The organism is Mesorhizobium erdmanii (assembly GCF_013170725.1).
In the GTDB taxonomy this organism is placed as follows: Bacteria; Pseudomonadota; Alphaproteobacteria; order Rhizobiales; family Rhizobiaceae; genus Mesorhizobium; species Mesorhizobium erdmanii.
In genome coordinates this window covers 919,340-933,989 of the sequence record NZ_CP033361.1, presented here as the reverse complement: position 1 = coordinate 933,989, position 14,650 = coordinate 919,340, and the positions used below count along the sequence as shown (strand labels likewise).

11 protein-coding genes are annotated in these 14,650 nt (G+C 63.2%); 2 read left to right on the top strand and 9 right to left on the bottom strand.

Going from position 1 to position 14,650, the window contains the following annotated elements; all coding sequences use genetic code 11:
- Nucleotides 1-6: 6 nt before the first annotated feature.
- A complete protein-coding gene (locus EB233_RS04390) occupies nucleotides 7-1,020 on the bottom strand; it encodes an alpha-ketoacid dehydrogenase subunit beta (protein ID WP_064990928.1) in 1,014 nt (337 codons plus the stop codon).
- A 3-nt stretch (nucleotides 1,021-1,023) separates the two neighbouring features.
- On the bottom strand, nucleotides 1,024-2,256 hold the full coding sequence (locus EB233_RS04385) for a thiamine pyrophosphate-dependent enzyme (protein ID WP_064990927.1): 1,233 nt from the start codon (nucleotides 2,254-2,256) through the stop codon (nucleotides 1,024-1,026).
- Nucleotides 2,257-2,808: 552 nt separating this feature from the next.
- Here EB233_RS04385 and holA point away from each other — a divergent pair.
- Entirely contained in the window at nucleotides 2,809-3,855 is a 1,047-nt protein-coding gene (gene holA, locus EB233_RS04380) for a DNA polymerase III subunit delta (protein ID WP_064990926.1), read from the top strand.
- A gap of 152 nt (nucleotides 3,856-4,007) precedes the next feature.
- Here the strand turns inward: holA and EB233_RS04375 are convergent, their stop codons facing one another.
- From EB233_RS04375 to mnmE, 5 genes are all read right to left on the bottom strand, one after another.
- Entirely contained in the window at nucleotides 4,008-4,895 is an 888-nt protein-coding gene (locus EB233_RS04375; RefSeq protein WP_064990925.1) for a ParB/RepB/Spo0J family partition protein, read from the bottom strand.
- 68 nt (nucleotides 4,896-4,963) lie between these two features.
- Nucleotides 4,964-5,764: a ParA family protein gene (locus tag EB233_RS04370; RefSeq protein ID WP_081294221.1), complete on the bottom strand. Its 801-nt coding sequence runs from the start codon at nucleotides 5,762-5,764 to the stop codon at nucleotides 4,964-4,966.
- Between the two features lie 54 nt (nucleotides 5,765-5,818).
- Nucleotides 5,819-6,451 carry a 16S rRNA (guanine(527)-N(7))-methyltransferase RsmG gene (rsmG, locus tag EB233_RS04365; protein WP_064990924.1) on the bottom strand — a complete coding sequence of 211 codons (633 nt, stop codon included), beginning with the start codon at nucleotides 6,449-6,451 and terminating at the stop codon, nucleotides 5,819-5,821.
- A complete protein-coding gene (gene mnmG / locus EB233_RS04360) occupies nucleotides 6,448-8,337 on the bottom strand; it encodes a tRNA uridine-5-carboxymethylaminomethyl(34) synthesis enzyme MnmG (RefSeq protein ID WP_064990923.1) in 1,890 nt (629 codons plus the stop codon). Before mnmG ends, rsmG begins: the two co-directional genes overlap by 4 nt.
- Nucleotides 8,338-8,819: 482 nt before the next feature.
- Entirely contained in the window at nucleotides 8,820-10,151 is a 1,332-nt protein-coding gene (mnmE, locus tag EB233_RS04355) for a tRNA uridine-5-carboxymethylaminomethyl(34) synthesis GTPase MnmE (protein ID WP_064990922.1), read from the bottom strand.
- 61 nt (nucleotides 10,152-10,212) lie between these two features.
- On the opposite strand from mnmE, the gene EB233_RS04350 reads away from it, so the two are divergent.
- Nucleotides 10,213-12,231: a thioredoxin domain-containing protein gene (locus EB233_RS04350; protein WP_064990921.1), complete on the top strand. Its 2,019-nt coding sequence runs from the start codon at nucleotides 10,213-10,215 to the stop codon at nucleotides 12,229-12,231.
- Between the two features lie 2 nt (nucleotides 12,232-12,233).
- On the opposite strand, the gene yddG is transcribed toward EB233_RS04350, so the two are convergent.
- On the bottom strand, nucleotides 12,234-13,163 hold the full coding sequence (yddG, locus tag EB233_RS04345; RefSeq protein ID WP_081294220.1) for an aromatic amino acid exporter YddG: 930 nt from the start codon (nucleotides 13,161-13,163) through the stop codon (nucleotides 12,234-12,236).
- Between the two features lie 170 nt (nucleotides 13,164-13,333).
- Nucleotides 13,334-14,599, bottom strand: a complete 1,266-nt coding sequence (rho, locus tag EB233_RS04340; protein ID WP_081294219.1) for a transcription termination factor Rho — start codon at nucleotides 14,597-14,599, stop codon at nucleotides 13,334-13,336.
- Nucleotides 14,600-14,650: the final 51 nt, after the last annotated feature.

Below are 14,650 nucleotides of genomic sequence, written 5' to 3'. Positions count from 1 at the left end.
CCCAATCTACGCTTGCATGGTTTCTAGGAGGGCACGGCCGACACGGGCGGGCCCCGGAAAATAGTCCCATTCCTGCGCATGCGGATAGGGTGTGTCCCAGCCGGCAACCCGCGCCACCGGCGCTTCGAGGTGATAGAAGCAATTCTCCTGCACCAGCGCCGACAGCTCGGCGCCGAAGCCGGAGGTCAGCGTCGCCTCATGCACGACGACACAGCGCCCGGTCTTCTTGACCGACGCCACGATCGTATCCAGGTCGAGCGGCAGCAGCGTCCTCAGATCGATGATCTCGGCATCGATGCCGGTTTCCTCGGCCGCGGCTTCAGCCACATAGACCATGGTGCCATAGGCGAGCACGGTCACATCGCAGCCGGTCCTGCGGATCGCCGCCTTGCCGAGCGGCACGGTATAATGGCCGTCGGCAACCTCGCCGAGCTCGTGCTTCGACCATGGCGTCACCGGCCGGTCGTGATGGCCGTCGAACGGGCCGTTGTAGAGCCGTTTCGGCTCGAGGAAGATCACCGGATCGGGATCCTCGATCGCCGCGATCAACAACCCCTTGGCGTCATGCGGGTTGGACGGCACCACCGTCTTCAGGCCCGACACATGGGTGAACAGGGCTTCGGGTGACTGGCTGTGCGTCTGGCCGCCAAAGATGCCGCCGCCGGTCGGCATGCGGACCACGATCGGACAGGTGAAATCGCCGTTCGAGCGGTAGCGCAGCCGCGCCGCCTCCTGTGTCAGCTGGTCGTAGGCCGGATACATGTAGTCGGCAAACTGAATTTCCACACAGGGTTTCAGGCCGTAGGCCGCCATGCCGATGGCCGAGCCGACAATGCCGGATTCGTTGATCGGCGCGTCGAAGCAGCGGCTCTTGCCGTATTTGGCCTGCAGGCCCTGCGTGCAGCGGAAGACGCCGCCGAAAAAGCCGACATCCTCGCCGAACACGACGACCTTGTCGTCGCGCCCCATCGACACGTCCATGGCGTCACGAATGGCCTCGATCATGGTCCGTCTTGGCATGGCTCAGACTCCCGCCTGCTGCCGCTGGCGCCTGAGATGCGGCGGCATCTCGGCGTAGAGGCCCTCGAACATGTCGCGCGTCGACGGCTTGCCGCCGGCATGCAGCGTGCCGTGGCTTTCGGCCTCCTTCTGCGCCGCGATCACCGTGTCGAGGATCTCGGCCTCGGCCTGCGCGTGCCGCTCGTCCGACCAGACACCGAGCCCGATCAGATGGTTCTTCAGCCGCACGATCGGGTCGCCGAGCGGCCAGGCGTCGGATTCGGTCTTCGGCCGGTAGGCCGACGGATCGTCCGAACTCGAATGGGCGCCGGCGCGGTAGGTGACATATTCGACCAGCGTCGGCCCAAGGTTGCCGCGCGCCCGCTCCGCCGCCCATTTGGCCACCGCATGCACGGCGAGATAGTCGTTGCCGTCGACGCGCAGCGACGGGATGCCGAAGCCGAGGCCACGCGCCGCGAATGTGCCGGAGCCGCCGCGTGCGATGCCCTGAAACGTCGAGATCGCCCACTGGTTGTTGACGACATTGAGCACGACCGGCGCCTTGTAGGTGGAGGCGAACACTAGCGCCGAATGGAAATCCGATTCCGCCGTCGATCCGTCGCCGATCCAGGCCGCGGCGATTTTCGAATCGTTCGATATCGCCGAGGCCATCGCCCAGCCGACCGCCTGGATATACTGCGTCGCCAGATTGCCGGAGATCGAGAAGAAGCCGTGCTCCTTCGAGGAATACATGATCGGCAGCTGCCGGCCCTTCAGCGGATCGGCCTCGTTGGAATAGATCTGGTTCATCATGGTGACCATCGGATAGCCGTCGGCGATGAGCAGGCCTGCCTGGCGATAGGTCGGGAAATTCATGTCGCCGGGCGCGAGCGCCTTGCGGAATGCGCAGCTCACCGCCTCTTCGCCGAGATGCTGCATGTAGAACGAGGTCTTGCCCTGGCGCTGCGCCATCTGCATGCGTGCATCGAAGGTCCTGAGCGTCATCATGTGGCGTAGGCCTTCCAGCAATTCGTCGCTGGACAGCAGCCCGGCCCACGGCCCGACCGCTTCGCCGTTGCGGTTCAGCACCCGGATGATGGAGAACGCCATGTCGCGGATGGTGCGCGGATCGACCGATATTTCCGGGCGCGGCACCGACCCGGCCTCGGCGATGGTCACATTGGAAAAATCAGGTGCGCCGCCTGGCCGCACTTCCGGCTCCGGAACATGGAAACGCAACATCCCAGCATCGGCCATGACCTTTGTCCTCCAATGTTGCCTGATGTGGATATTCGCATATCGCCCCACCAGTGCCAATTCTTCGGCCAAGCCTTCGGCCGCCCGCCGGCCGGATCCGGCCTCCCGCGCCCAAGATGAAGCTATGTCCGCGAAATTTCTTGTCGATGTTTCGAGGCGCCGCGCAATTTGGCGAATGGTGGGAGGTAGATTGCCGCCAGATAAGGCGATTGGCGGCAAACCTCGCGCCTTTCCTCTCCCCCGTCGATCGGGGGAGAGGTGTCGAGCGAAGCTCGACGGAGTGGGGGTCGACCTGGCTCGGCCGTTGTTATTTCAAGACCGTTTATGCCTGCCCTGATTTGGGCTCTGTGCTGAGTTGTCAGCGGCCGCGCATTTGAGCACCGCCTTCCCCCACTCCGTCCCGGCTTCGCCGGGCCACCTCTCCCCCCTCCGGAGGGAGAGGAAGGGCGCCAAGGTCAGCGAACCCGCGTTTCTCCTCTCCCGACCTGACACCCTCGTTAGGGCTAGGAACCCAAGCTGGAAGCCGCCTCCGCATCATGCTAACCAGCCTCCATGGCACAAAAGAAAGCTTTCGAGGTCGACGGGTGGCTGGCGCGGCCTGATCCGCGCATCTCCATTGTCCTGCTTTACGGCCCCGATCGCGGGCTGGTTTCCGAGCGGGCGAAGGCCTTCGCCGCCAAGACCGGGCTGCCGCTGGACGATCCTTTCTCGGTGGTCCGGCTCGAGGGTTCGGAGGTCGACCGCGACGAGGGCCGGCTGCTCGACGAAGCCCGTACCGTGCCGATGTTTTCCGACCGGCGGCTGCTCTGGGTGCGCAATGCCACGGGCCAGAAGGCGCTGGCCGACGATGTCAAGGCGCTGACGGCCGAACCCGCGCGCGATGCCATCATCCTCATCGAGGCCGGCGATCTCAAGAAGGGCGTCGGCCTGCGCGCCGTGGTCGAGGGCGCGGACAACGCCATGGCGCTGCCTTGCTATGCCGATGAGGCCCGCGACATCGACACGGTCATCGACGACGAACTGCGCAAGGCCGGCATGTCGATGACGCTCGAGGCCAGGCAAGCGCTGCGCCGCAATCTCGGCGGCGACCGGCTGGCCTCGCGCGGCGAAATCGAAAAACTCATTATTTACGCCCATGGCCAGAGGGAGATCGGGCTCGAAGAGGTGAGGGCCTTATCGGGCGATGTGTCCGGCGCCTCCTTCGACGACGCCGTCGACGCGCTGCTCGAAGGCAAGGTCGGCGATTTCGACACTGCCTTCACCCGCCACTGCCAGTCCGGCGGCCCGCCTTTCCTGGTGCTGTCCTCGGCGATGCGCCAGTTGCAGCAGATCCAGATCATGCGTGGCCAGATGGACTCCGCCGGCCGCAACGCCGCTTCGGTGGTGGCCGGCGCCCGCCCGCCGGTTTTCTTCTCCCGGCGCAAGCTGGTGGAGAAGGCGCTGGAACGCTGGAGCAGCGACGCGCTCTCGCGCGCCTTGACCCGGCTGCAAACCGCGGTGCTGCAGACGCGGCGTCGGCCGGATCTGTCGGTGGCACTGGCACGGCAGGCGTTGCTCGGCATCGCGGTGGAGAGCGCCAGGCTTGGGCAGCAGCGGTAGGCGATTGGTCGATCTCCCCCCTTGTGGGGGAGATTGACGGCTTCGCCGATTTCGCCAGTCATCAGCGCCGTAAAAGAAAGGGCCGGCTTAATAGCCAGCCCTCGTTTTTCTGCGTCAAACCGAGCGTCCGCTCGACGTTATTCGCCGGCTAACTATCGCTCCTGCTTCAGTCTCCGGCACAGCTCATCCAGCTGCTCCAGCGACCGATACGACACCCGCAGCTCGCCGCCCTTGCCCTTGTGGTCGATGGCGACGATCATGCCCAACGTGTCGGTCATCAGCTTCTCCAGGGCCAGCGTGTCGGCATCCTTTTCCGGCGCGGCCTGTGGCTGCTTCGGCTTTGCTGGAGCGAGGCCGGCCGGCATCTGCGCCAGCGCTTCGGCCTGGCGCACGGAAAGTCCTTCCTCGACGATGCGCTTGGCGAGCCCGGCCGGATCCTCCGCCGTCACCAGCGTGCGGGCATGGCCAGCCGACAAGGCACCGTCGACCAGCATGTCGCGGATGACGTCCGGCAGCTTCAGCAGCCTGAGCGTGTTGGCGACATGACTGCGGCTCTTGCCGATGACATTGCCGAGATCGGCCTGGGTGTAGCCGTGCTCGTCGATCAGCTGCTGGTAGCCCAGCGCCTCCTCGACCGCGTTGAGGTCGGTGCGCTGGACGTTCTCGATGATCGCCAGTTCGAGCGCGGTGCGATCGTTGACCTCGCGGAGGATGACCGGGATCTCGGTCAGGCCGGCGCGCTGAGCCGCCCGCCAGCGCCGTTCGCCGGCGATGATCTCGTAGCGGCCGGCCTGGGTCGGCGACGGCCGCGCCACCACCGGCTGCACGACGCCATGCTCGCGGATCGACTGGGCGAGATCGGTCAGCTCGGCGTCGCCGAAATGCCGGCGTGGATTTTTCGGATTGGGGCTGAGGAACTCGATCGGCACCTTGCCGTCGGCGCTCATGCCGGGCTTCTCCGGTGCCGCCGGGCGATCGATCTCGCCGATCAGGGCTGCCAGTCCACGGCCCAGTCTTTTCCTCGAAAGGTCTTCGCTCATCTTTATTCCAAGTCTATTTCAGAATCGTTTCGGTATCGAATCGGCCGTTAATTCTGCATCCAGTCTGTTCAAGCGGCGCGTAATTTGCGCTCGCGGCGGATCACTTCCGAGGCCAGTTGCAGATAGGCCTGGCTGCCCGAGCATTTCAAATCGTAGAGGATTGCCGGCTTGCCGTACGACGGCGCCTCGGACACCCGCACATTGCGCGGAATGACGGTCTCGTAGACCTTGTCGCCCATATGCTCGCGCACATCCTGCACCACCTGGTTGGCGAGATTGTTGCGGCCGTCATACATGGTCAGAACGATGCCCTGGATGGTGAGATCCGGATTGATCGAGCGGCGCACCTGCTCGACGGTTTCGAGTAGCTGGCTGAGGCCTTCGAGCGCGAAGAACTCGCATTGCAGCGGCACCAGCACCGAATCGGCGGCCGCCATCGAATTCAAGGTCAGAAGATTGAGCGAAGGAGGACAATCGATCAGCACATAGCCGAAGGGCGCCCCGCGCTCGGTCGCGGCGCGCAGCGCATTGCGCAGCTTGAGCACGCGATCCGGCGCCGAGGCGATCTCCATTTCGATGCCGAGCAGGTCGAGCGTCGACGGCACGATCGACAGGCCGGGGACGGCGGTCGGAATGGCCGCGGCTTCCAGCTCCAGCTCGCCGGTCAGCACATCGTAAGAAGAAACGGTGCGATCCTTGCGGTCGATACCGAGGCCGGTGCTCGCATTGCCTTGCGGATCGAGATCGACGATCAGCACCTTTTCGCCGATCGCGGCCAAAGCCGTAGCCAGATTGATGGCGGTGGTGGTCTTGCCGACACCGCCTTTCTGGTTGGCTACAGTGATGATTCGGGGGCCGTTTTTCATCATGGGTTTATGCCAGAAATTCATTTTGGGTCGCCAAATAGCCCGACAAGTCGAAGGTCAGACAGGTCGCAGGTCAGACAGTTCCAGGATGACGCCTTGTGGGTCCGTCACACTGGGATGTTCTACCAGATCGAAGGCCCATCGGTTAACGCTTTCTTGCACCTCCGCGCGATAATCCCGGCCTTTGTGGAACAGTCCGCGCGCGCCTGATATCAGCCAGGGCGACGTCAGCTCGAGCAAGGTCGAAAGCGCGGCGAGGGCGCGTGCGGTGACGATTTGCGGTTGCGAAACAAGCGCATGGCTGTCCTCGATCCGCCGCGCCACGACCCGCGCCGGCAGGCTGAACTGGCCGATGACGGTCTGCAGGAACGATGCCTTCTTGCGGTTGCTTTCGACCAGATCGATGCTGGCCCCCGGCCGCTCTGCCAGCAGAAAAGCCATGACCAGCCCGGGAAATCCACCGCCCGAACCGATGTCGACCCAGTGCACGGCATTGGGCTCAATGCGCGCCAGCTGCGCGCTGTCCAATATGTGGCGCTGCCAGACATCGCCGGCTGTGGATTGCGCCACAAGATTAATGCTGCGGTTCCATTTCTGGAACATCGCTTCGAACGCCACCAGGCGATCGAATGTTTCACGTGAAACGGGGCCGGCTGCGTCCTGCAGGCTTTTCCAGGAGACAGGGCTCACGCAACGTCTCTTTGCGAAGCCTGCGGCCCCTGCCCGCTTTCATGGTGCCGGACATGCGCGACGATGATCGCCAGCGCCGCCGGCGTCATGCCTTCCATGCGCTGCGCGTCGGCGATGGAACGCGGCCGCCGCGCCTGCATCTTCTGCTTCAATTCATTGGACAGGCCCGGCACGCCGGCAAAATCGACCGTATCGGGGATCAGACGGCTCTCTTCGTTGCGGATTTGCGCGACGTCGCTCTTCTGCCGCTCGAGATAGACCGAATATTTCGCTTCCGTTTCGAGCCGCTCCGCGGTCTTGGCATCGATCGCACCGAACCTCGGCTCGACCCTGGTCAGCCAGGCAACATCGACGTCGGGATAGGCCAGCAACTCGTAGCCGGAGCGGCGCACGCCGTCGCGGTTGATCTCCAGCCCGTGTCGCGCCGCCTCGTTGGGCGTCATTGTCAGCGCGTTCGCCAACTGCCGGGCCTCATCGAGACGCTGCATGACGTCGCCATAACGCTGCATCCGCGCCGCCGAGGCAATTCCGAGCCTTGCCGCCAGCGGCGTTAGCCGCTCATCGGCATTGTCGGCGCGCAGCGACAGCCGGAACTCGGCACGCGAGGTAAACATCCGATAGGGCTCGCTGATGCCGCGGCTGGTGAGATCGTCGACCATCACGCCGATATAAGCCTCGGTACGGCTGAGCACGATCTGTTCGCCGCCTGAGGCGCACCGCGCAGCGTTGAGGCCGGCGAGCAGGCCTTGACCAGCCGCTTCTTCATATCCGGTCGTGCCATTGATCTGTCCCGCCAGAAAGAGGCCGCCGACGCGCTTGGTCTCAAGCGTCTGATGCAATTCGCGCGGATCGACATGATCATATTCAATGGCATAGCCGGGCTGCAGCATCACCGCACGCTCCAGTCCAGGGATGGTCTTCAGTATATCGAGCTGGACATCCTGCGGCAGCGACGTCGAAATACCATTCGGGTAGACGGTGTCGTCGTCGAGCCCTTCCGGCTCCAGGAAGATCTGGTGGCCGTCACGATCGCCGAACTTGACGATCTTGTCCTCGATCGACGGGCAATAACGCGGCCCAATGCCTTCGATCGAGCCGGAATACATGGCGGAACGGCCGAGATTGGCGCGGATCAGCTCATGCGTCGCGGTGGTCGTGCGTGTGATGCCGCACTCGATCTGCCGCGTTTCTATGCGATCGGTCATCAGCGAGAACGGCACCGGATTCTCATCCGCCGCCTGGCTTTCCAGAGAAGCCCAGTCGATGGTCTTTCCATCCAGCCTTGGCGGCGTGCCGGTCTTCAGGCGTCCGAGCCTGAAGCCCGCACGGTCCATTGTCGCCGACAGACCGAGGCTCGCCTGCTCATTCATGCGGCCGGCGACAATCTTCTTCTCGCCGATATGAATGAGACCGCGTAGAAAAGTACCGGTCGTCAAAACCACGGCGCCGCAGGCAAACCTGCGGCCGTCGGCCAAAATAACCGCGGCGATCCGTCCTTCGGCGATCTCGAAATCCAGGACTTCGGCCTCGACCACATCGAGATCGTTCTGGGCCCGAATCGCTTCCTGCATCGCCAGGCGATACAGCTTCCTGTCGGCCTGCGTGCGTGGTCCGCGAACAGCCGGTCCCTTGCGGCGGTTGAGCAAGCGGAACTGAATGCCCGCCGCATCCGCCACCCGACCCATCAGGCCGTCCATGGCGTCGATCTCACGGACAAGATGGCCTTTGCCGAGCCCGCCGATCGCCGGATTGCATGACATCACGCCGATCGTGTCGAAGCGCAAGGTCACCAGCGCGGTCCGAGCACCGGCGCGAGCGGCGGCACTGGCCGCCTCGCAACCTGCATGGCCGCCGCCCACCACAACCACATCATAGTGATCGGTCATTTCCAGATCCCGGACTCGAAGAAAAGAGAGGGACACATGTCCCCGCAAGGCAAGACTGTCAAGGAAACTTCGCTATAAGTTTCACGTGAAACAGGCTGGAGGCCGTACCAGGCCATGTTTCAGCCGTACCAGGCCATGTTTCACGTGAGTCACCGCCGCTGCAAGTGTTTCACGTGAGTCACGGCAAGGGATCGCCGAAGCGTCCCAAGTTCGTCATCCACGGGCGGAGCAGCCGCGCAGCGGCGTCGCGGAGACCCGAGGATCCATGCCGCGACCGCAGTCGTGAGGTGCGGCCGAGCGAGATTCTGCACCGTGGTGACAACTTCGGAGTCCCGGCATGGATCCTATGGTCTGCGCCGCATCGCCTCGCTCCTTGCTTCGCCATCGGATGACGAAATGGTTGATGTCTCCGTTTGCAGGACAAGGCACGCGTCAAGCACCGCATGCGACCCCTGTCCGACCAAGTACTTGTTTCACGTGAATCATTTCCCGATGCAGAACTGCGCGAAGATCACGTCGAGCATATCCTCGACATCAATGGCGCCGACGATCCGGCCCAGGCGATCCGCCGCCAGCCGCAATTCCTCGGCGCGCAATTCCTGACCCGCGGCGCCATTGTCCGTGGCGCGAAGCAGATGGCGGACTGTTTCTCCGAGCAATTCGACATGGCGCAGCCGGGACGGCAAAATATCACCAATATTACCAGCCGCGGCAGCGGCGCGACGACCAATTTCTGCCAGCAGCGCCTCCACCCCTGTGCCGTCCACGATTGAAATAACGAGGTCATACCTATCGGGCGCACTGCCGGCCGCCTGCCCCTCCAACAAGTCGAGCTTCGTGCCGACGCGCAACAGGGGTGCCGCTGCCGATACCTGTCCGATATCCCGGGGCACCAAAACGTCTTCCAGCAGCAACAGAAGATCGGCGCGATCGGCCTTGGCCTTCGCCTTCTCGATGCCGATCGCTTCGACCTTGCCGGGCGCTTCGCGCAAGCCGGCCGTATCCGTCAGCCTGACGCGCAATCCATTGAGGTCCAGCACCACTTCCAGCAGATCCCGCGTCGTGCCGGGCTCATCCGTTACAATAGCTGCATCGCGCCGCGCCAAGGTGTTGAACAGGCTCGACTTGCCGGCATTCGGCGCGCCAAGAATCACCACCTCGAAACCGTCACGGATGATCTCAGCGGCGTAAAATCCGGCAATGTGGCGATCGATTTCGCCCGTCAACGCCTTAACGTCGGACCAAACCGTATCCGAAACGGAACCGGGCACGTCGTCCTCGTCGGCAAAGTCGATCTCCGCCTCGATCATCGCCCGGGCGTGGATCAGCCGGCGACGCCAGCCTGTGTAGAGATTACTCTGTACGCCGTCGGCATTCTGAATGGCGAAGCGGCGCTGCGCCTCGGTCTCGGCATTGACCAGGTCGGCGAGTGCCTCGGTCTCGACCAGGTCGAGCTTGCCGTTGAGAAAGGCGCGGCGGGTGAATTCACCGGGTTCCGCATGCCTGACGCCTTCGAAACCAGTGATCGTCTCCAGCATCCTGGCCACCACGGCGCGGCCGCCATGGACATGGAATTCGCCGACATCCTCACCGGTAAAGCTAGCTGGGCCGGGAAAGAAGACGACGAGGCCGCTGTCCAGCACGCTGCCATCCGGCGCCCGGAACTTGCGCAGCACCGCCGCGCGCTCCTTAACCATCCCGCCGGCAATCGTTTCGATAACGAATCGAGTCTGGGGGCCGGAGATGCGCAGGACGGCAACGCCGGCAGGAAGCCGGCCGCTCGACAACGCAACGATCGAATCGCCTGAAATCATTTGCCCGCTCTGTTGAACCGCCCTAGCTTCGCGCCTTCGAGACAACCCGAGTTTCCTCATCGTGACATTGCCCGCGCAGAACCTGCTTGCCGACGAAGCCAGCCCCTATCTGCAGCAGCACAGCGGCAATCCCGTTCATTGGCGGGCGTGGTCCCCGGCTTCGCTGGAAGAGGCAAGGACGCTCGATCGCCCGATCCTGCTCTCCGTCGGCTATGCCGCCTGCCACTGGTGCCATGTCATGGCGCATGAAAGCTTCGAGAATGATGACGTCGCCGCCGTCATGAACCGTCTGTTCGTCAATATCAAGGTCGACCGCGAGGAGCGCCCCGACATCGACCAGATCTATATGGCAGCGCTCTCCTCGATGGGCGAGCAAGGCGGCTGGCCGCTGACCATGTTCCTGACACCGGATGGCAAGCCATTCTGGGGCGGCACCTATTTTCCACGCGAGCCGCGCTATGGCCGCCCGGGCTTCATCCAGGTGATGGAAGCGGTCGACAAGGCATGGCGCGAGAAGCGGGCAAGCCTCGATCAAAGCGCCGACGGCCTGACATCCCATGTCGAGGCGCGGCTGTCGGGTACGCATGCCAAGGCGCTTCTCGATCGCGGCACGCTCACCGATCTCGCCGGCCGCGTCGGCGGCATGGTCGACCTTGACCTTGGCGGCCTGCGCGGCGCTCCGAAATTCCCCAACGCGCCGTTCATGCTCACCCTCTGGCTGTCCTGGCTGCGCGACGGCAACGCATCGCACCGCGACGCGGTGCTTGTCAGCCTCGAACAGATGCTGAGCGGCGGCATCTACGACCATATAGGCGGCGGGCTCAGCCGCTATTCGACCGACGCGGAATGGCTGGTGCCGCATTTTGAAAAGATGCTCTACGACAATGCGGAGCTGATCCGTTTCTGCAGCTGGGCCTTTTCGGCGAGCGGCAACGATTTGTTCCGGGTACGAATCGAAGACACCGTCGCATGGCTGTTGCGTGAAATGCGCGTCGACGACGGTGCCTTCGCCGCCAGCCTCGACGCCGACAGCGATGGCGAGGAAGGGCTTTTCTACACCTGGAACCGGCAAGAGATCGAGGCCGTCTTAGGTGACGATTCTGCATTGTTTTTCAAATACTTCACGCTCTCCAGCCCGCATGGGTGGGAAGGCAAGCCGGTGATCCATCAAACCCGGTCCCAGCAAGCCCAAAGCGTGCTTGATCACGAGAAACTCATTCCACTCAAGGCCAGTCTTCTCGCTGCCCGGGAAGCACGGGTGAGACCTGGCCTGGATGCAAAGACCCTCACCGACTGGAACGGCCAGATGATTGCGGCCCTTGCCGAAGCCGGCCGCTCGCTGGCCCGGCCCGACTGGATCGACGCTGCCGCCAAGGCGTTTGCCCATATCAGCTCCGCCAGCCGCGACAACCGCTTGCCGCATTCCATGCTCGGCGTCAGGAAACTCTTTCCCGCTCTGTCCAGCGACTATGCCGCGATGGCCAATGCGGCGATCTCGCTGTTCGAGGCGTCGGGCAAGTGGAGCTATGTCGATCAAGCCAGCCGCTTCATTGAACAGCTCGACCATTGGCACACCGACGCCGCCGGCACTGGCTATTATCTCACCGCTTCGGACAGCACGGATGTGCCGATCCGTATCCGGGGCGATGTCGACGAAGCGATTTCTTCAGCCACCAGCCAGATTATTGGGGCGCTGGTGCGGCTCGCTTCCGTTACCGGCGATCTCGACCTCGGGGAAAGGGCCTGGAAGATCGCCGAACACGCAGCCGGCCGCGCGGCGCACCAGGCCTATGGCCAGGCCGGAATCGTCAACGCCTGCGCCCTGGCCATCGAGCCGCTGAAACTGGTCATCGTGGATAGCGCGGAGAATCCAAAGCTTGTTCCGGTTGCGAATCGATGCCCTGATCCGCGCCGTGTCGACATTTTCGTCGCGATTGGTTCGGAGGCGAATCGACCTTCGTTGCCAGGGGGCATCCTGCCGCCAACCGACAAGGCGGGCGCCTGGCTTTGTACAGGTCAGGTCTGCCTCCCCGTCGTCACAGATCCGCAAGAGCTCGACCGCCTCCTGCGCCGTCAATAACGTCATGACGCGTCTGCCTGCGACCTCGGGACAAGCGTCGTTTCAGCCGCCGCTGCCGCTTGCCTTGGCCTGAACAGCAGATCCTTGGCGGCGGTCACGGCGCCAATGGTGATCAGAACGCAAGCAAGCGCGACCGACCAGTGGAAGACACCGAAGCCGGCCGCCAACAGCACGATGACCGAAAACAGCGGCGCGGCGTAGGAGAGCGCGCCGAGGATCATGATGTCCCCATGCTTGCAGCCATAGTCCCAGGCATAGAAGCCAGCACCGAGAGGGATCGCACCGAGAATCAGGATCGCGCTCCATTGTGTCGCCGTCTGCGGCCACACCGTGGTCTCGAGTGTCAAATGCAGCGTCATGGCGACCACTGCCGTGATGAAGCAATAGCCGGCCACCACATCGGTGGGCACCTGGCCGAAACGACGCGAAAGCACCGAATAGCCGGCCCAGACGAAGGCACAGAACAGCGCGATGACATGGCCCTTCATCACGCCATTGGCAAGGCCGATCGTGCCGCCTTTGGTGATGACGACGATGGCGCCGCCGAGACCGAGAACAACACCGACGACGTGATGAAGCTTCAGTCTTTCGCCCGGCAGGAAGGCGGCGAAGACAACGATCAGCAACGGCCAGAGATACGCGATCAGACTGACCTCGACCGGCGGCGCCGACTGAATCGCGAAGAAATACGCGCAATGATAGATGCACAGCCCTGCAACGCCAGTCGCCCAGACCTTCCACGGCTGCCGCAGCGATTGGATCGCGCCCGGTCGGAAAGTCCAGCTGCCCGCGCCAACCAGGGATCCCAGCAGAAACGTCATCGCGGCCAATTGAAAGGGCGGTATCGGGCCGGCGGCCGTCGAAAGCAACGCCAGAAAAGACCAGGTCAGGATCGCCGAAAAGCCGATCAAGGTCGGGATGGTCTTTTCCAAGTCGCTGTTTCCTGCATTCGCAAGTGCGAGTTCTCCCATAAAGAGGACACTGCCGCTTCGGCATACGGCCTCCCGATATCGGGAATGCGACTCGGCGTCCCATGCAATGAAAAACCCCATCCCGGTTTCCCGGAATGGGGCTCCAATGCGGCCGGAAGGTTCGGGCAGACCTACGTATTCATCGAATCGAAGAAATCGCCGTTGGTCTTGGTCTGCTTCAGCTTGTCGATCAGGAACTCGATCGCGTCGGTGGTTCCCATCGGCGCCAGGATGCGGCGCAGCACGAAGATCTTCTGCAGGTCCGCGCGGGGCACGAGCAGGTCTTCCTTGCGGGTGCCGGACTTCAAGATGTCGATGGCCGGATAGATGCGCTTGTCGGCGACCTTGCGGTCGAGCTGGATTTCGCAGTTGCCGGTGCCCTTGAACTCTTCGAAGATGACTTCGTCCATGCGGCTGCCGGTGTCGATCAGCGCGGTGGCGATGATGGTCAGCGAACCGCCTTCCTCGATGTTGCGGGCGGCGCCGAAGAAGCGCTTCGGCCGCTGCAGCGCGTTGGCGTCGACACCGCCGGTCAACACCTTGCCGGATGACGGCACCACGGTGTTGTAGGCGCGGCCGAGGCGGGTGATGGAATCGAGCAGGATGACGACGTCGCGGCCATGCTCGACCAGGCGCTTGGCCTTTTCGATGACCATTTCGGCGACCTGCACGTGGCGCACCGCCGGCTCGTCGAAGGTCGAGGAGATCACCTCGCCCTTCACCGAGCGCTGCATGTCGGTCACTTCCTCGGGCCGCTCGTCGATCAAAAGCACGATCAGATAGCATTCGGGGTGATTGGCGGTGATCGAGTGTGCGATGTTCTGCAGCAGAACCGTCTTACCGGTGCGCGGCTGCGCGTTGATCAGCGCGCGCTGGCCCTTGCCGATCGGCGCCACCAGGTCGATGACGCGGGACGATATGTCCTTGGTCGTCGGGCTGTCGACCTCCATCTTCAGCCGCGAGGTCGGATAGAGCGGCGTCAGATTGTCGAAATGGATCTTGTGGCGGATCTTTTCGGGATCGTCGAAATTGATGGTGTTGACCTTGAGCAGTGCGAAATAGCGCTCGCCCTCTTTCGGGCTGCGGATCGGCCCTTCGACCGTATCGCCGGTCTTCAGCGAAAAGCGCCGGATCTGCGACGGCGAGATATAGATGTCATCGGGACCTGGCAGATAGTTGGCATTGGCCGAGCGCAGGAAGCCGAAACCGTCCTGGAGCACTTCGACCACGCCGTCGCCGATGATCTCGATGTCCTGGGCGGCCAGCTTCTTCAGGATCGCGAACATCAGCTCCTGCTTGCGCATGACGCTGGCGTTCTCCACCTCGAGCGATTCGGCATAAGCGATCAGCTCTGGCGGCTTCTTGTTCTTGAATTCGGTAAGTTTCATTTCTTGCATAGACGGACTCTGGGTGAGCTTTGGGAAAAAATATCGGCGGGATGCGACAAA